General features: G+C 70.3%; 15 protein-coding genes and 1 tRNA gene. 9 read left to right on the top strand and 7 right to left on the bottom strand.

Annotated features, from left to right (window positions below; translation table 11 throughout):
- Window positions 1-66: 66 nt before the first annotated feature.
- A complete protein-coding gene (locus tag ACLJQM_RS46110) occupies window positions 67-1,401 on the top strand; it encodes an NAD(P)/FAD-dependent oxidoreductase (protein ID WP_247018393.1) in 1,335 nt (444 codons plus the stop codon).
- A 241-nt stretch (window positions 1,402-1,642) separates the two neighbouring features.
- On the opposite strand, the gene ACLJQM_RS46105 is transcribed toward ACLJQM_RS46110, so the two are convergent.
- Together ACLJQM_RS46105 and ACLJQM_RS46100 are read right to left on the bottom strand one after the other, a co-directional pair.
- On the bottom strand, window positions 1,643-1,834 hold the full coding sequence (locus ACLJQM_RS46105) for a hypothetical protein (RefSeq protein ID WP_247018397.1): 192 nt from the start codon (window positions 1,832-1,834) through the stop codon (window positions 1,643-1,645).
- Window positions 1,835-1,913: 79 nt separating this feature from the next.
- Window positions 1,914-2,624 (bottom strand): NUDIX hydrolase, encoded by a 711-nt coding sequence (locus tag ACLJQM_RS46100; protein ID WP_247018399.1) that lies wholly within the window; start codon window positions 2,622-2,624, stop codon window positions 1,914-1,916.
- Window positions 2,625-2,793: 169 nt separating this feature from the next.
- On the opposite strand from ACLJQM_RS46100, the gene ACLJQM_RS46095 reads away from it, so the two are divergent.
- The 4 genes from ACLJQM_RS46095 to ACLJQM_RS46080 all read left to right on the top strand — a co-directional run bounded on the left by ACLJQM_RS46095 (window position 2,794) and on the right by ACLJQM_RS46080 (window position 7,416).
- A complete protein-coding gene (locus tag ACLJQM_RS46095; protein ID WP_410636416.1) occupies window positions 2,794-3,666 on the top strand; it encodes a purine phosphorylase in 873 nt (290 codons plus the stop codon).
- Window positions 3,663-5,801 (top strand): hypothetical protein, encoded by a 2,139-nt coding sequence (locus ACLJQM_RS46090; RefSeq protein ID WP_410636415.1) that lies wholly within the window; start codon window positions 3,663-3,665, stop codon window positions 5,799-5,801. The genes ACLJQM_RS46095 and ACLJQM_RS46090 overlap by 4 nt, the downstream gene beginning before the upstream one ends.
- A gap of 186 nt (window positions 5,802-5,987) precedes the next feature.
- Window positions 5,988-7,316, top strand: coding sequence for a ricin-type beta-trefoil lectin domain protein (locus ACLJQM_RS46085; protein WP_360782250.1), 1,329 nt, complete (start codon window positions 5,988-5,990; stop codon window positions 7,314-7,316).
- A 23-nt stretch (window positions 7,317-7,339) separates the two neighbouring features.
- A tRNA-Leu gene (locus ACLJQM_RS46080) sits at window positions 7,340-7,416 on the top strand.
- A 32-nt stretch (window positions 7,417-7,448) separates the two neighbouring features.
- Here the strand turns inward: ACLJQM_RS46080 and ACLJQM_RS46075 are convergent.
- Window positions 7,449-8,372 carry an alpha/beta hydrolase gene (locus ACLJQM_RS46075; RefSeq protein WP_410636414.1) on the bottom strand — a complete coding sequence of 308 codons (924 nt, stop codon included), beginning with the start codon at window positions 8,370-8,372 and terminating at the stop codon, window positions 7,449-7,451.
- A 66-nt stretch (window positions 8,373-8,438) separates the two neighbouring features.
- Between ACLJQM_RS46075 and ACLJQM_RS46070 the strand changes: the two genes are divergently transcribed.
- On the top strand, window positions 8,439-9,035 hold the full coding sequence (locus tag ACLJQM_RS46070; RefSeq protein ID WP_410636413.1) for a TetR/AcrR family transcriptional regulator: 597 nt from the start codon (window positions 8,439-8,441) through the stop codon (window positions 9,033-9,035).
- Window positions 9,036-9,159: 124 nt separating this feature from the next.
- On the opposite strand, the gene ACLJQM_RS46065 is transcribed toward ACLJQM_RS46070, so the two are convergent.
- Window positions 9,160-9,357 carry a hypothetical protein gene (locus tag ACLJQM_RS46065; RefSeq protein ID WP_410636412.1) on the bottom strand — a complete coding sequence of 66 codons (198 nt, stop codon included), beginning with the start codon at window positions 9,355-9,357 and terminating at the stop codon, window positions 9,160-9,162.
- 439 nt (window positions 9,358-9,796) lie between these two features.
- On the opposite strand from ACLJQM_RS46065, the gene ACLJQM_RS46060 reads away from it, so the two are divergent.
- Both ACLJQM_RS46060 and ACLJQM_RS46055 read left to right on the top strand, forming a co-directional pair.
- Window positions 9,797-10,633, top strand: a complete 837-nt coding sequence (locus tag ACLJQM_RS46060) for a hypothetical protein (protein ID WP_410636411.1) — start codon at window positions 9,797-9,799, stop codon at window positions 10,631-10,633.
- Window positions 10,634-10,822: 189 nt separating this feature from the next.
- Window positions 10,823-11,716: a hypothetical protein gene (locus tag ACLJQM_RS46055; RefSeq protein ID WP_410636410.1), complete on the top strand. Its 894-nt coding sequence runs from the start codon at window positions 10,823-10,825 to the stop codon at window positions 11,714-11,716.
- A 172-nt stretch (window positions 11,717-11,888) separates the two neighbouring features.
- On the opposite strand, the gene ACLJQM_RS46050 is transcribed toward ACLJQM_RS46055, so the two are convergent.
- Window positions 11,889-12,827, bottom strand: a complete 939-nt coding sequence (locus ACLJQM_RS46050; protein ID WP_410636409.1) for a lysyl oxidase family protein — start codon at window positions 12,825-12,827, stop codon at window positions 11,889-11,891.
- Between the two features lie 104 nt (window positions 12,828-12,931).
- Here ACLJQM_RS46050 and wecB point away from each other — a divergent pair, with 104 nt between their 5' ends.
- Window positions 12,932-14,095 (top strand): non-hydrolyzing UDP-N-acetylglucosamine 2-epimerase, encoded by a 1,164-nt coding sequence (gene wecB, locus ACLJQM_RS46045; protein WP_410636408.1) that lies wholly within the window; start codon window positions 12,932-12,934, stop codon window positions 14,093-14,095.
- Here the strand turns inward: wecB and ACLJQM_RS46040 are convergent.
- Both ACLJQM_RS46040 and ACLJQM_RS46035 read right to left on the bottom strand, forming a co-directional pair.
- Window positions 14,065-15,393 carry an NAD(P)/FAD-dependent oxidoreductase gene (locus tag ACLJQM_RS46040; protein ID WP_410636407.1) on the bottom strand — a complete coding sequence of 443 codons (1,329 nt, stop codon included), beginning with the start codon at window positions 15,391-15,393 and terminating at the stop codon, window positions 14,065-14,067. The genes wecB and ACLJQM_RS46040 overlap by 31 nt on opposite strands.
- 7 nt (window positions 15,394-15,400) lie before the next feature.
- Window positions 15,401-16,213, bottom strand: coding sequence for a glycosyltransferase (locus ACLJQM_RS46035; RefSeq protein ID WP_410636406.1), 813 nt, complete (start codon window positions 16,211-16,213; stop codon window positions 15,401-15,403).
- Window positions 16,214-16,357 lie beyond the last annotated feature (144 nt).

Here is a 16,357-nt window from a genome sequence, read left to right as displayed (position 1 = left end):
GCGACGCTGGTCACAGCCGGATGGGGTCCCCGAGCGGGGTGCCCGCGAAGGTGTCACCATGAGGACATGGCTGCTGCGAAGTCGAAGTCGGAACCGACTCGGATCCTCGTCCTCGGTGGTGGGTACGTCGGGCTCTACACGGCGTACGGCCTCCAGAAGATGCTCCGGGCCAACGAGGCCTCCGTGACCGTCGTTGACCCGCAGCCCCACATGACCTACGCGCCGTTCCTCCCGGAGGCCGCGGCCGGCGCGATCGAGCCCCGGCACGTGGTCGTGCCGCTGCGGCGGGTGCTGAAGCGCTGCCACGTGCTGACCGCGCGCGTCACCAAGATCGAGAACGACAAGAAGTCCGTCACGGTCGAGGCCGCCGACGGCCACATCGAGCAGCTCGGCTACGACGTCCTGGTCGTCGCGCTCGGCGCCGTCGCGCGCATCCTGCCGATCCCCGGCCTGGTCGAAGAGGGCATCGCCTTCAAGACCATCGGCGAGGCGATCTACCTGCGCAACCACATCATGACCAAGCTCGACGAGGCCGCCAGCACGCTGGACCCCGAGCTCCGCAAGCGCCTGCTGACCTTCACGGTCGTCGGCGGCGGGTTCGCCGGCATCGAGGCGCTGGCCGAGCTCGAGGACATGACCCGGTTCGCGGTGGAGAACTACTACCCGAACATCCAGCCGTCCGACGTCCGCTGGGTGCTGGTCGAGGCCGCCGGGCGCATCCTGCCCGAGGTCCGCGAGACCCTGGGCGTGTACACGGTCGAGCAGCTGGAGAAGCGCGGCATCGAGGTCTACCTGTCGACCGCGGCGAAGTCGTTCGAAAACGGCCACGTCGTGCTTTCGGACGGCACGGAGTTCGACACCGACACGATCATCTGGACGGCGGGTGTGAAGGCCAACCCGGTGGTGGGCCAGTCGGACCTGCCGGTCGACAAGCGCGGCCGCCTCGAGGCGACGGCCGCCATGCAGGTCGTCGGCCACCCGGACGTCTGGACCGCGGGCGACAACGCGGCGATCCCGGACCTCTCCCGCACGGAGGAGGACCCGACGGCGACGTGCCCGCCGAACGCGCAGCACGCGGTCCGCCAGGCGACGCTGCTGGCGAAGAACATCATCAAGGTGCTCCGCGGCGGCAAGCCGAAGGACTACTACCACAAGAACCTCGGCGCGGTCGCGAGCCTCGGCCTGCACAAGGGCGTGGCCGACGCGCTGAACCTGAAGATCAAGGGCTTCCCGGCGTGGCTCTTCCACCGCGCGTACCACCTCAAGGCGATGCCGACGTGGAACCGCAAGATCCGCATCCTGTTCGACTGGATCCTGGGTGGGCTGTTCCGGCGTGAGGTGATCTCGCTGGGGCAGATCAACAACCCGAAGGATGAGTTCGCGCGCGTTTCGAAGTCCTGACGTTCGCGTTTCGAAGGCCTCCCGTGTCCGCATGGGAGGCCTTCGGCGTTTCAGTCCTCGGGCATGCCTTCGGTGGAGAACCGGACTCGCTCGTCTTTGAAAGCTCTGCTCGCTCGGGCTCATCGAAGTCGCCCGAAGAAATCATCGCGTTTCGCCAGGAACGCCCGGCTGAGCACGACCAAGCCGTGGCGGGCGGTCGCGAGCCCCTTGTCGATCGACAGCGACAGGCTGTCGCCCGCTTTCAGCGAGATGCCAGTTCCGTGACACCAGTCTTCACGATGGCGTGCGCGGGCGCCGTGGTGCCCCGCAAGTCGCTCTGGCCACTCGGCTCCCCGGCCGCGTACCCCACGACCCCGCCGCCCAGCACCGCGCCGATGGTGAACGCCAGTGCCACCGTCCGGAACGCGCGCCCGGCCCCGCAGTGGATCTCCATCCCGACCACTTCCCGTCACTATGACGATTACTGACCTGACGACGGTAACCCGTCCGGCCAGTTAGCGTCAAGGTGACGATTAAGGCCGGCTCCGCAGCATCGCCGGGTGCAACACGGTCGCCGGCCCCCGGCGGTACAGCGCCGCCGGGCGGCCGGGCTGCCGGGAAACGCGTTCGCCGGTCGGGATCAGGAATCCCTCCACCCCCATGATCTTGCGGTGGAAGTTGCGCGGGTCGAGCTGCTCGCCCCAGACGATTTCGTACACCTCGCGCAGGTCCGTCATCGTGAACTCCGGCGCGCAGAACGCCGCCGCGAGCGTCGTGTACTCCAGCTTGGCGCGGGCGCGCTCCACCGCGTCGGCGATGATCTTCTTGTGGTCGAACGCGATCCGCGTCCGGGGCCGCAGGACCTTCTCGACCGGCACCAGCACGGCGTCGCGCGCGTCGCCGCCCGCGATGGGCGCCGGGAGCTGGGGCGAGAACGCGACGTAGCAAACGGTGATCACCCGCTGCCGGGGGTCGCGGCCGGGCGCGCCGTACGTGCGCAGCTGCTCCAGGTGTAACGCTTCCGCGTCCAGACCCGTTTCTTCGGACAGCTCGCGGGTGGCGGCGTGGTCGAGGTCCTCGGACGCGGAGGCGAGGAAGCCGCCGGGGAGCGCGAGCATTCCCTCGAACGGGGGAATTCCCCGCTTGATCAGCATGATCTGCAGGGAACCGTCGTGGATGGTCAACACGGCCAGGTCGACGGCGAGCGCGACCTCGGGGATCGTCCACTCCTCGGCTTCAGGCATGTTCGACAGCCGGGGGAGCGACCGTGACGGAACTGTCCATAGTGCACAGTGTACCGCCCGGTCAATATTCGTCTCGTTGACGAGAACGGTCCGTCAGGACTACCTTGCACCCTGCAAATCGCAACGAGGGAGGAAACGCCATGGTGGAACGCGGGGAAGCGGTGGTCACGTGATCGTGGTCCTGACCGCACTGGAGATCGAGCGGGCCGCCGTGCTCGACCGGATGACCGGCGCCGCGGTCCGCGCGCACCGGGCCGGCACGCTGTTCCACGTCGGGCAGCTCGGCCGGCGCCGGGTCGCCCTCGGGCTCGTCGGGGCGGGCAACGCCGCGGCCGCCGCCGTCGCCGAGCGCGCCGTGGCGGAGTTCTCGCCGGCCGCGATGGTGTTCGTCGGCGTCGCGGGCGGGCTCCGCGACTGGACCCGGCTCGGCGACGTCGTCGTGGCCACCAAGGTCTACGCCTACCACGGCGGCCGCAGCACGGACGCCGGGATGCGGAGCAGCCCGCAGGCGTGGACCCCCTCCTACCGGCTGCTGGAGCTCGCCCGGTCGGTCGGGCGCGCGGGCGAATGGTGCGCCGCGGTGCCGGCGGGCGGCCGTCCCGGCGTCCACTTCGAGCCCGTCGCCTCCGGCGAGGTCGTGCTCGACTCGCGGACGTCCGAGGTCGCGCGGTGGCTGCACGAGAACTACACCGACGCCGTCGCCGTCGAAATGGAAAGCGCCGGCTTCGCGCTGGCCGGCCACCTCAACGACGACCTCCCGGTGGTCAGCGTCCGCGGCGTCAGCGACCGCGCGGGCGGCGCCAAGGACGTCACCGACGAGGCCGGTTGGCAGCCGGTCGCGGCCGGCAACGCGGCCGCCTTCGCCGAAGCGCTCATCGCCCAGATCGAGGACGAGGACGAGGACGCACCCGGCGGTCCGGCGGAGGAGCCGCGCGGGTTCAGCAACCAGAACGTCGCCAACGACCACGCGCGGGTGGGCCAGCAGATCGGCGCCGTGTACGGGGACTTGACCGTCGGGTCGCGACGAGGAGACCGGAAATGACGTTCCCCCAGGGGTTCCCCGGCGTGCGCAACGCCAACGAGGCGAGCGGCCAGGCGCACGTCGAGCAGCAGGTGGGTGCGATCTTCGGGGGCACCTTCCACCGCAACGAGACGACCTACCACATCCACGAGTCCGACCCGCCGGAGCGGAAGTTCGAGGTGGCCCTCAACCACCTGCAGGGCGGCACGTCCCGGATGGCGGAGTCGATCTTCCAGGACCTCCTGCACCACGGCGACGCGTCGACCCGGCTCGCGTACTACTACGCGCTGTCGGTGTTCAGCGAACGCTCCCTCAACGAGATCGACGACGAAGTCCACCTGCGGTTCCGTGCGGCGGACCTGACCGCGCGCCGGTTCCCGCACGACAGCTGGCGCGCCGCGTTCATCGTCGTGGCGGAGCTGGTTTCCTGCGTGTGGCGGCAAGAGATCGGGGAGACGCTCGATTCCGCCGACCTCGCGAAAGCGATCTCGAACTTCGGCGACCTGCCCAGGGAGCGGCAGGGCGAGATCACCCGGCACCTCCGCGGGGTCCTCGGCGGCGCGCTGCAGGACAGCCTGAACGCGGAGGACGCGCAGCGCGTCCGCGAGGAACGGCTGCAGCCGGACCGCGCGGGAAGGGCGTGGAAGTTCTTCGAGCCGGACCCCGCGGCGCCGCGGTACTTCACCACCCCGGCGACGTCGCTGACGCGGCCGGGGTGGGCGAAGCCGGTGCTCGGCGGCCTTGGCCTGCTGCTCGGCCTGATCACGTTCCTCGGTAGCTTCGGCACCGGCCGTCCCGGGATCGCGATCCCGGCGCTGCTGATCTTCGCGGCCGGTGTCGCGGCCGCGTTCTGGGGTGGCGCGGAACGGGAAGTGGCGCTGCGCCGGCTCATGCAGCGCGATCGCGAACACGGGATCCCGCTGCAGTACCAAGCCGCCGCTTCGCCGGGCCACTGGGTGCGGACGGACTTCGTCCAGCAGATCCACAAGCTGGTGGAGGCACGCTTCTGGGACGCGCGCCCGCACGTCGAAGGCAGCTGGCTGAACGACACCAGGGGCCTCTGCGAGTACTACAAGTGGCGGTTCGTGGCCCTGTTCGGCAACGCGCAGGTCGAGGCCAACGCCGTCGACTGGCTCATCCGCTGGCACGCCAAGCGGGTGGCGGCGCAGTGGCGCGCGGGGACGTTGTTCGCCTACCGGCAGGAGCTGCGGCCGTCGGGCACGGCGGTCGCCGTCCACCGGGCCGGGATCGGCGCGTCGATCGTCGGCGCGCTCACGATGGTGGGCGGGCAGAACGGGTTCGCCGTGGCCGCGCTCTTCCTGGCGGCGGGCGGGTTCTTCGCGCTGAAGGGCGCCACGGAGATCGTCGCGGACCGGCGGCACCGGGCCGAAGAGGAACTGCGCGGACAGCAGCTGCTCGCGGAAGAAGAGCAGGGTTTCGCGGACTGGCTCGCGGTCCTGCGCGACCGGCCGGACGACACGGAGATGGCGGACTGGCTCGACCTGGACAAGACGTTCCTGACGACCGAGGCGCTGCGCCGGTCCGGCCTGAGCAACCGGGACCTGGTCACCTACGTGGTGCTGACCGAAGGGGCGGCGAACGCGCTGCGGGCGCGGTTCATCCACGGTCCGATGCGGTACTCGCGCTACGTCGTGCTGATCTTCCTGCTGTCCGGGAGCGGCGTGCGCGAAATCGAGGTCGAACTCGATTTCCTCACCGGCAACGTGCACAACGAGCAGCGGACGTCGTTCCAGTACAGCTCGCTCGCCGCCGCGCGGGTCGCCGAAGTGGGCGTCCGGTACGCCGACGGCTGGCGCTACCAGATCCTCAACGGGGACCAGGCGACGCTCCTGCAGTCGGAATCCCTGCGGCGCCGCGCGTTGCGGCTCAGCCTGATCAGCGGCGAGCAGATTTCGGTGGTGGCGGAGAGCTTCGACGGCCTGACCGACTCCAGCCTCGAGAGCGGGACGGCGCTCCAGCGGATCGCGCTCGAGGTGTCCGGGATCTCCGGCGCCCTGCACGTCCTGGAAGCGGTTTCCGCGGAGGGGCGCGACTGGATCAGCCGCGAGCGGGAGCGACGCCGACGTCGCTCGGAAAACCGGCCCCGCGACGACCGCGGTCCCGGGTTGCTCGAGGCCGGTGCCGCCGAGGAATAGCGGTGTCCGCTGTTCCGGCCTTCTGCGCCGGAACAGCGGATTTCGCCGGATTGTCGGGAAAAACCGGTTGTGTGCCGGTGAGCGACATGGTCTGGACAACTGGGCCGGTGAGCGGGTAAACCCTTTCTTCACAACGCGGAATAAGTCCGCTCCGGCTCCCTCCCCTCACGGTCCCCTGGAGCTCCCATGCCCTTTTCCCGTACCAGAGCCGCTCTCGGCGCGGCGGCGCTGAGCGCCGCGGTCGTCGCGATCCCGTCCACCGCGGCCGCGGCCGGGCCGGCGTTCCCGGCCCACTACGCGGCGCCGTACCTGCAGATCAGCGACGCCGACGCCGGCCAGATGGCCGCCGACATGAACGCCACCGGCACGAAGTTCTTCACGCTGGCGTTCCTGACCCCGCAGTCCGGCTGCACGCCGGTCTGGGAGGCGAACGGCACCGGCGTCGGCTCGTTCAAGTCCCAGATCAGCTCCCTGCAGGCGGCGGGCGGCAACGTCATCCCGTCCTTCGGCGGCGCGGAGGGCGGTGAACTGGCCCAGACCTGCACGAACACGGCGAGCCTGACGGCGGCGTACGCGAACGTGGTCACCACCTACGGAACGCCCCGCCTCGACTTCGACATCGAGGGTGGCGTCCTGAACGACACGGCGTCGAACCAGCGCCGCAATTCGGCGCTGGCGGCGTTGCAGCAGCAGAACCCGGCGGTCCAGGTCGACTACACCCTCGCGGTCGACCCGACGGGCATCCCGTCGAACGAGCTCGACCTGCTGCGCGACGCGAAGAGCAAGGGCGTCAAGGTCAGCGTGGTCAACCTGATGGTGATGGACTTCTACGACGGCCAGCCGGTCCTGGGCGACGCCCTCTCGGCAGCACGCGCATCGGCCTCTCAGCTGGCGAGCCTGTACGGCATTTCGACGTCGGCGGCGTACGCCATGATGGGCCTGACCCCGATCGCCGGCCGCAACGACGACGGCGCCCAGTTCAGCCAGTCCGACGCCCAGCAGCTGGAGAGCTTCGCCGCGTCGAACGGCGTCGCGGAACTGTCGTTCTGGGAACTCCAGGACTACGACCGCGCAACGGGCTACGCGTACTCACGCATCTTCAACGCGATCACCGGCGGCACGACCACCCCGCCCCCGTCCACGGGCGGAACGATCACGGGCTACGGCGGCAAGTGCGTCGACGTGGCGGGCGCGTCGCCGGCGAACGGGACGGCGGTGGACCTGTACACGTGCAACGGCACGAACGCCCAGCAGTGGACGTCCTCGGCCGGCACGCTCCGCGCGTTGGGCAAGTGCCTGGACATCGCCTCGGCCGGGACGGCCAACGGAACCCGCGTGCAGCTGTACGACTGCAACGGAACGGGCGCCCAGCAGTGGACCCGGTCGGGCGCCCAGCTGGTGAACCCGGCCTCGGGCAAGTGCCTGGACGCGACGGGCCCCAGCTCGGCGGACGGGACACCCCTGCAGATCTGGACCTGCACGGGCGCGGCGAACCAGTCGTGGACGCTGAACTGAGCGCGTGACCTAGAGTGTGTGGTGCCCCCGTAGCCCAATCGGCAGAGGCAGTCGACTTAAAATCGACGCAGTGCGGGTTCGAGTCCCGTCGGGGGCACCAACGCAATCCGCACGTTGTCATCCCCCTGCCCGCTAGGGGTGGGCGTGGGTGCGCAGGAAGTCCAGCTGGTCGGTGACGACCCGCTCGAAAGGCTCGCCGGTGTAGATGTCGAAGTGCCCCGCCGGGTAGCGCCTGATCTGGCCGTGGGGTGCTTTGCCGGCGTGACGCAGGGTGGCTTCGGCGGGCGCGACCGTGTCGTCGTCGCACACGCAGAACAGGATCGGGCAGCGGACCCGCGCGGCTTTGCGGCCCGGTGCGTAGAGCGGGATCTGCAGGGCCACCCGGGCGGGGACGTCGTTGCGGTAGTCGGCCTCGGTCAGGCCGGAGGCGTGCAGCAGGCCGATGATGCCGTCGAACACGTCCGGGGCGTCGTCGGTGCTCATCAGGCCCAGTTCGCCCGGGCGGGCCGCGACCTTGATCCGCACCGGTGGCCGGCCGACGGCCGTTGCGGCGAGGTCCTTGCCGGCCGCGATGGTGAGCCGCGCGGTGGTGCGCGGGGACAGCGCCTGGGTCGAGGCGAGGCCGTCGGTGAACGGGCACTGGGCGATCGCCGCGATGATCCGCGGGTCCTCGGCGGCGGTGGTGATGGCGTGCCCGCCGGCGAACGAGGTGCCCCACAGCACCACCCGGTCGCCGTCGACCTCGGGCAGGGTGCGGGCGAAGGCGACCGCGGCGTGCCAGTCCTGGCGCTGGCGGCGGACGCTGAGCAGCTCGCGGGGCTGCCCGTCGCTCTCGCCGAAGTGGCGGTAGTCGAAGACCAGGCAGGCGTAGCCCTCAGCCTGGAAACGCCGGGCGAAGGCGTCCAGGCGCAGCGCCTTGACCGCGCCCAGCCCGTGGGCCATCACCAGAACCGGCGGCAGCGCTGCGGCGGTGGCGGGCAGGTACAGCCAGGCGTGGCAGCGGCCGTCCCCGGCGGGGAAGTGCAGGTCGCGGCGCTCGGGTGCGGAACCGGTCATGGCCACCTCTCTTGATGGGTATTCAAGAGAGGTTGGCGGTTTCTTGAATGCCTGTCAAGATGAGGTGTGCCGACCAACCGCCGCCCGGTCCCCAAGGAGCAGAAGCGTGAGGAGCTGCTGGCCGCCGCCGCGGAGCTGTTCGTGCGCGACGGCTACGACGCGACGTCGATGAGCAAGCTCGCCGCGCACGCCGGAGTCACCGCGAACACGCTGTACTGGTACTTCCGGGACAAGGACGAGCTGCTGGTCGCGGTCGCCGATCGCTACCTGCAGGGCCTGCTCCGCCACCACGCCACGGTCGCCGACCGGCCGCTCGCCGAGCAGCTGCGGTGGCTGGTGGAGCGCCTGCGTCCGGTCAAGCACCTGGTGGCGACCGTGCACAACCGCGTCGCGGCGGCGGAGTCGGTCGCCGCCTGGCACACCGGGTTCCACCGCAGCATCGAAGCGCTTTTCGAACGTCAGCTGCCCGGTCCGTTCCCCGCCGAACGCCGCGCCGCCGAGGCCGCCGCCGCGACCTTCGCCCTGGAAGGCGCCCTCGTCCACGACCTCGACGACACCACCACCGGCCAGCTCTGCGAAATCGTCGCGGCGCACCTGCGCGACGCCGTCGACCCCGATCGGCGGACGCCGACGGACGACGGCTCGGCCCGCTCGCCCCGATGAGCACGGCGACCTGTCCATCAAGGACGGTCGCCGGGCACGGGGGATCGAGGGCGCCACCGGCGAAAGCCGGCTGTGCTCGATCCTGCTCTCGGTCGCGGGATGGTCGCCGGCCGGAACCGGACGGTCAGGCGCCTGGGACGATGAGGATGGGGTAGGTGCGGTCGACGACGCAGAGGGCGTTGGTGGCCCACATCGCGAGCGAGCTGCCCACGCACCTCACGCCCGGCGTGGATTCCGTCTGGGCGGAGGCTGTTCCGGTGGCACCGAGGAGGATTCCGGTCGTCAACGTGATGGCACCGATCGTGGCAGTGATGCGTCGCATGGCGATACTCCTGTCCTAGAGCCGGTCTTCGTTGGTCGTGCCGTCGGGGATTGCCCCGGAACCGGGGTGGCGGAACGGATCGACGGCTCGTGACACCGTCTCGGGTGACACCCACTGGAGCCCCACAGCGGATCTCCCACGTCGGACGACCGTGTGTGGAGAGCACCGTGACCGCGATTCACGCTCTGATCTCCCCGATCGTGTTGCGGCACATCGCCGAAATTCAGCGGGATTGTCGCTATATCAGGTGAATCGACGATGTCGTGCCATATGTGCGATCGCTCGGCCCCGTGGAAGGGTTTCTGCTGGTCGGCGGCCTCGATATCGGCACTCGAATGGAAAGGATCCAGATCTGTGCGGCTCCTGGAGCGGGGTCAATTGAAAGGGGTGAATGGCATGTGGTTTGGTGGAGCGGTCGAATCGGCGTGATTGACCGCCGATGGTGGAAAAGCTGACGACAGGCGGGATCGAGATCGTGACGAGTGCGACGAAGCGGGGAGGCGACGTGGTGAATGCCGGTCGGATCCTCGTGCGCGCACTGGTCGTGATCGGCGGTGCTGTCGCGCTCTCCGCGGTCGCGTGGCTCACCGCGACGGCGTTCGCCAGCACCATCACCCAGATCGCCGACGGGCCGGGAACTCCGGCCGTCGTGACGGTCGCCGACGACCTGAAGCCGCCGACGCTCTCGGCGGTGACCGGTGCGACGCCCGCGCTTGTCCGCGTGCGCGACCTGTCCGGAGCGGTTGCGCACACGGACCACTTGGTCGATGTGCTCGAGGCGAACGTGACCGATGCCGTGGCTTCGACCCCCGCTGCCGTCCTCGCGGTCGGGCGCATCGCCGTGGTGGCGGCCGATTCGACGACGGGGCTGGTCGGCCCGGCCGACGACGCCCGCGACCTCGTCGGACACCCGCCCGCCGGCCCCGGTGCCGCAGGACCGGAAGACTCCGCGGGTTCCTCGGCCGGCACCGGCCCGAAGGAACGACCGGCCGGTCACTCCTCGGCGATCGCGGTCGGCGCGGCTACCGCAGCGATCGCGAGCGAGTCGCGCGCTGACCAGCGGGCTGACCTCGGTGCGGGTGGGCCCGGACGGTCAACGCTGCCGTCCTGCGTGGTTCCGGCCAGTACCGGTCTTGCCGCCGGTCACGACCGCAGTTCCAGCGACGCGGTCCAGCCGCCTGCCGCGGCACACCCGCGGTCGTCGCACAGCCGAAATGGCGTGTCGTGCCGAGCGGTGACGTCGACCGAGATCCAGCCCGGCGTCACACCGGACTGACCCCTCCGCCTTCTGGCTCGTAATCCCGCGGCGCATTCGTGTGCCTGGTGCGGGTACCCCTCAGGACGCCGGCCCGTGCCCAGTCCCGTCGGCTGATCCTGCCTGCTCTGCATTTTTCCCATTCCCTTTCGTCGACAACTTTTCGTTGTCCGGCGAACCATTTTAATGTTGATCGAAGGAGTATTTGTCATGCGCATCCAGACGAAGCGGACCCTGAAGGTCGCGCTGGTCAGTGGCGGCCTGCTGATGCTGGGCACCGGCGTTGCCTCCGCGGCCGAGACCGCCACCCCCGATGTCCCGGCCTCGTCGCTCGGTCAGCTGGCCACCGGGCTGCACGGGGTCGCGGACGGCGTGAACGGCGCCTCCGGAGACCTCCAGTCGGCGCGGCCGCTGCAGCAGGCAACGCCCGTAGCGGACCTGCAGCACCCGGTCCAGGCTCTCGGCACGGTGCTGCCCACGGACACCCGGCAACAACGTCCCGGCCCGGTCGCCGACGCTCCGGCCACCGCGACGGTGCTGCACACGGTGCCGGTGCACCTGTTCCAGCACGATCTGGCTCCGAGCGCCGACGTCGACGGCGATCTGCCGGAACAGGACCTCACCGCGCCACTGGGCAGTGAGCTGGCCGCTTCCGATCTGCCCGTGCTGCCGGTCGTCCTGCCGCTGACGGCGACGCCGGGCACGCTGCCGGGACAGGCGGCGGTAACGCCGATCGTCGGCCAGCTGGCGGAGCTGCCGCTGCGCGGGGACGTGTCGGCCCAGCCCCTGAACCCCAGTGCGGGGACTCGGGTCACCGGTTTGCGCACTTCCGCGGCGCCCCACGGGCAGCGAGCGGACGCGGGGACGATTCCGCTGCTGGGCGGGCTGCTGCCGAGCACCGGCGGAATCCTCCCGACACGGATGCCGGGGTTGACCGGGGTGCCCGACGTGGCCCAGCTGACCTCGCTCGCCGGGCTGACCCAGCTGGCCGGGAGCACTCCGCTCACCCACGGCGGGCGCTACAACGCCGGTGCGCTCACCTCGCCGGTGAGCCAGCACGGTTCGAACTCCCTCGAGTCGGCAACCGCACTCTTGAGCAAGTAGCCGCACCGCGCAGTCACGCTCAGGGCCGGAAGCACGAACGCTTCCGGCCCTGAGCTCGGTCCGGGCTCGGCCGTCATCCCGCCACAGGTGCCCTCCGGGCCCGGCCGTCCGTCGTGTGTTCGGAAGCCGGCCGAGGGCAAGGAAATCCGGTAACGCGGCCCCGTCAACGTCGTCAAGGACAGCGTGGTCGGCCAGGGCACGTACGCAGGAACCTGACGACCGGCGCGGCGGTGATCGCCTGGTCCGGCCCCGGCGTGCCTTGCGGCCACCGGATGGAGACCGAGACCGCCGAGGAATTGTTCCCGTAGTTCGTTTCCAGCAGTGTCCGGTCGTCGTTCACGGTGTTCACGAGCTCGTAAGTCCCTGAAGGCACGTGCGTGATGTCCAGCCACTGGAAGTCCACGTCGTACTTGTAGTCGTCACCGGACCCGACCGAGATGCCTTCCACCACCTCGAGAGCCGTCGGTTCGTGGTGGCGGCACCGGTTCGCGCGGAGGCGTCCGGCGAGGTCGGCGTCCGCGCCGGTGTCGCCCGGTACGTGCGTCAGGCGGTCGCTTCCGGCCACCGGGTACCGGTCGCCGAGGCAGAAGCCGTTCTTCCGATCGGTGACGATCGTCTTGCCCGCCGCGGAAACCAGCGCGAAGTGTTCGAAGTTCATCAGGTGCCAGTGCTGGTGCGCCATGGCCGGTTCGTAGTAGGTGAAGGCACGGGTGGCGCGCTGCGCGGACGCGTAGCCGGCCGGGATGGAACCGTCGGTGCCGTTGCGCAACGCCTGCCGGACCGACATGGTGCTCTGCCCCGTGCTGTCGCGGCGACCGTAGAGCAGCAAGGGCCCGTCGCCGACGTTTTCTTCCGAACTGGTGAAGCGCAGCCGGACGGCTTTGGCCGCGGTCGGCGGAACGCAGCGCCCGTTGGGTGCGGCGGGATCGACCACCAGGCACACGTCCCAGTCGCCGCACTGTGCGGGATCGCCCGCGTTGCCGCTCGCGCACCCCGGAGGGACCTGGCGGAGATCGGGCAGCAGCAGAGCAGCTGCGTCGGCGCGCGGAGCCGGGGCGGAGCCCGCGACCAGCACGGCCACCGCCGCCAACGTCACAAGTTTCTTGAGCAAGAGCTGGACCGTCCTGTCGATTCACACAATGGACTGATACGTCACGGGGTTCGGGTTCTCGGTGAGTAGCGTGCGGGCGAACACCGCCGTCGCAAAGGAAAACCATGTCGACCACCGCTGACATTCGCGAAGCCGTCACGAGTTGCCCGGAGGCGGCGGCCGGCGGGGCGACGCTCGTGTGCGGGACCCGGCCGGAACTCATCAAGCTGGCCCCGCTGGTGCGGTTGTTCGGCGATGGGTGTTCGGTCGTCTACACGGGACAGCACTACGACGAGTCGCTCTACTCGCGCATCCGCGTGGATCTCCCGCCGTCGAACCGGTTCCACGAACTCGGCGTCGGCGGCGGCCGGCGCGGGGACCAGCTCGGCCGGACGATCAGTGCCGTCGACGAGGTCCTCGCGGCCCACCGCGCCCGGGTGGTCATCGTGCAAGGCGACACGACCTCGGCGCTCGCCGGCGCGCTGGCGGCGAACGCGCACAGCCTTCCCCTCGTGCACGTCGAGGCCGGGCTGCGCAGCCACGACCGTGCGATGCCCGAAGAGCACAACCGGGTGCTGATCGACCACCTGGCCGACCTGTGCTGTGCGCCGACCGGGCTGAACCGCGAGAACCTCCTCGCCGAAAACGTCCCCGCCGAACGGATCGTGGTCACGGGCAACACCGTCGTGGAAGCGTTGCACACCGCGCTCCCGCCCGCCTGCGAACGCGAAGCCGTCTTGGCGGCCCGGGGCCTGGTGCGGGACGGTTACGCGCTGGCCACCCTGCACCGGCCGGAGAACGTCGACGATCCCGGGCCGCTGGCGCTGATCCTCAAGGAGCTGGGCCGGCTGCCGGTACCGGTGGTGTTCCCGTTGCACCCGCGCACCGCGAAGAGCGTGACGCGGTTCGGGCTGGGCCGGCTGCTCGAGCCGCTCGTCGTGCTGGAGCCCCAGGCCTACCCGGCTTTCCTCGCTTTGGCCGCGGAGGCGGCGGTGCTCGTGTCCGACTCGGGTGGCATCCAAGAGGAAGCGAGTGTCCTCAAGCGACCGGTGATCGTCGTGCGGCGGAGCACGGAGCGACCCGAGATCGCCGGGACGTTCGGAGTGCGGGTGCCCGCCGGACCGCGGATCGGGGAGGAGGCGGCACGCTGGCTCGAGGACGTCGCCGGTCACCGCGAGCGTCTCCGGTACCTCCCTTCGCCCTACGGTGACGGGACCGCGGCTGCCCGGATCGCGGCTGCCGCGGGCTCGGTTCCGGTTCACCGGACCGGTTCGGCGGCCGCGGGCTGATCGAGTTCGGCCGCGATCCGGTCGACGACGTCGTTCGCGAGCGCGACGCTGGAGTTCCAGCTCGTGACCTCGGGGTAGACGTGGGCCGTCGTCGCCAGGAGCAGGTTCGTGCCCGCCACCGCGACGGCGGGGCGCTGCGACAGGTAGCCCAGCGGGTACACGGGCTCGACGAACGGCGCCTTGAACACCCGCACGTCCTCGATCTCCTCCGGTCCGAGGTCCGGGTACAGCCCCCTGAGCTGAGCCGACCACCGGGCCGCGATCCCCGCCTCGTCGTCGAGGTACAGCTGCGAGTCGCGATCGGTGTAGCGCATGACGTAGACGAGGTGGCGACCGCCGGTGGCCTCCGTGCCGGCGAGCTCGGACATCGCGACGACACCGTCGAACTCGGTCCCCGAACGCAGCACCGGCGTCCAGTAGTGTCCGGTCAGCCGGCGGCGCAGGAAGAACACGGCGGTGACGACTCCCTGGTAGGGCAAGTCGGTCCGGGGCAGCCGCGCGGCCAGAGCGTCGTCGGCGATGCGTCGCAGCAGGGGCAGCGGCACGGTCGACACGACGTGGTCCGCGCCGAGCACCTCGCCCCCGTCCAAGGTGATGATCGAGCTGTCGCCCGCACTGTGCAGCCGCCGGACCGGGGTCGACGTCCGCACGGTTCCACCGGCCTGCTCGATGGAGTCCCGCACCGCGTCGATGATGGCCTTGTAGCCGCCTGCCGGGTAGCCGCGGGTGGCCACGTTGCGCTCGCGGCCCAGCCGCTGCCACAGGTACAGCGCGGGTACGTCGCCGAAGGACGGCCCGAACTTCGAGCCGAACATCGGCGCGAAGAGCCGGTCCCAGACGGTGTCCCCGTAGAGTCCGCGGAGCCAGTCCTCGGCGCGGAGCGCGTCGAGATCGCGTCCCCGCCCCAACCGCCGCAGCAGCACGGAGACCAGGCCGAAGCGCAGCCGGTCGCGCAGTCGCAAGGGGGAGAACCGCAGGAGGTCGAAAGCCGAGTTGAACGGGTACCGCCGTCCGGCCACGACCATGCCCATCGTCGTTTTCCGCCACCGGATCGAGTCCTTCAAGCCGAGCTCGTCCAGCAGCCCGAGCAGACCGGCGTCCGAAGGCATGATGCAGTGGTAGAACCGCTCGATCCACCGGTCGTCGTACGGGAAGAACGTTCCGAGGCCGCCGAGCTGGTCGCCGGCCTCCAGCAGGGTCACCCGGGTGCCGCGGTGGGCGAGGCGGTGTGCGGTGGCGAGGCCGCAGATGCCGCCGCCGATGACGGCGACGTGCGGGGCGGTGGTCGTTGGAGTCACCGGTGGGTCACAGCTTTCGGAAGGGCGCCGGGCTCAGCCGGTCGCGGGCGAGCAACTTCAGGTACTGCACGACGGTCCGCCGCAGCTTGAGCTTGCTCGGCCCCTGCTTGCGGTCGTACTGCAGGGTGAGCGGGACTTCGGTGATGACCGGCCGGCAGTGGCGGAGCTTGAGCAGGAGTTCGACCATGCACGCGAAACCCTGCTCTTCGATGAGCCGTTCGCCCCAGTGGGCGGTGGCGCGTTTGAGCAGGGACGCGCGGTAGGCGCGGTAGCCGCTGGTGAAGTCCCGGACGCCGTCGACGTCGAGGGTGTGGCGGAAGAGTTTCGCCGCGCCGCGCGACAACACCCGCCTCGCGGCCGGGGCGGTCCGGTCGTCGCCACCGGGGACGAAGCGCGAGCAGATCGCGACGTCGGCACCGGCGGCGATTTCCGCCCGCAGCCCGCGGATCAGCGCCGGATCGTGGGTGTCGTCGGCATCCATGACGACAACGGAGTCGTCGGGCCCGGCCTCTTCCAGCGCCGCGCGCAGCCCGGACAGCACGGCACGGCCGAGTCCGAGGTTGACCAGGTGCCGCACGACGCGGACATCGAGCCCGCCGAAACCCGATTCGGCCACCGCGACGGTCGCGTCGGCGGAACCGTCGTCGACGACCCAGACGGTGAGCCGTTCGGTGCCGGCCACTTCGGCGAGCCGTCGCAGCAGGGCCGGCAACGACGCTTCCTCGTTGAACGCGGGCAGGACGACGTGCGCCCGTCCACCGGTCGGTCTCTCGGCGCGGTCGGTTTCCGGGAGTGTGGCCAAGGTGGCTTCTTCGTGCACCACGGTTCCTTTGTTCGATCGGCTTGTCACCCGACCGGCATCGATCTCCGGCTGGTCGGCAGGACGTATTCGGCTATGTTGTGTGGTTTCTTTAGCGGCCTTGAATGTCCCCCGGAAGGATGGGCGTCAGCTTCACTCGATAGA

This window comes from Amycolatopsis sp. cmx-4-83 (genome assembly GCF_046548815.1).
Taxonomy (GTDB): domain Bacteria; phylum Actinomycetota; class Actinomycetes; order Mycobacteriales; family Pseudonocardiaceae; genus Amycolatopsis; species Amycolatopsis pretoriensis_A.
The sequence above is the reverse complement of the archived record's forward strand: the minus strand, read 5'-3'. Positions and strand labels throughout refer to the sequence as shown.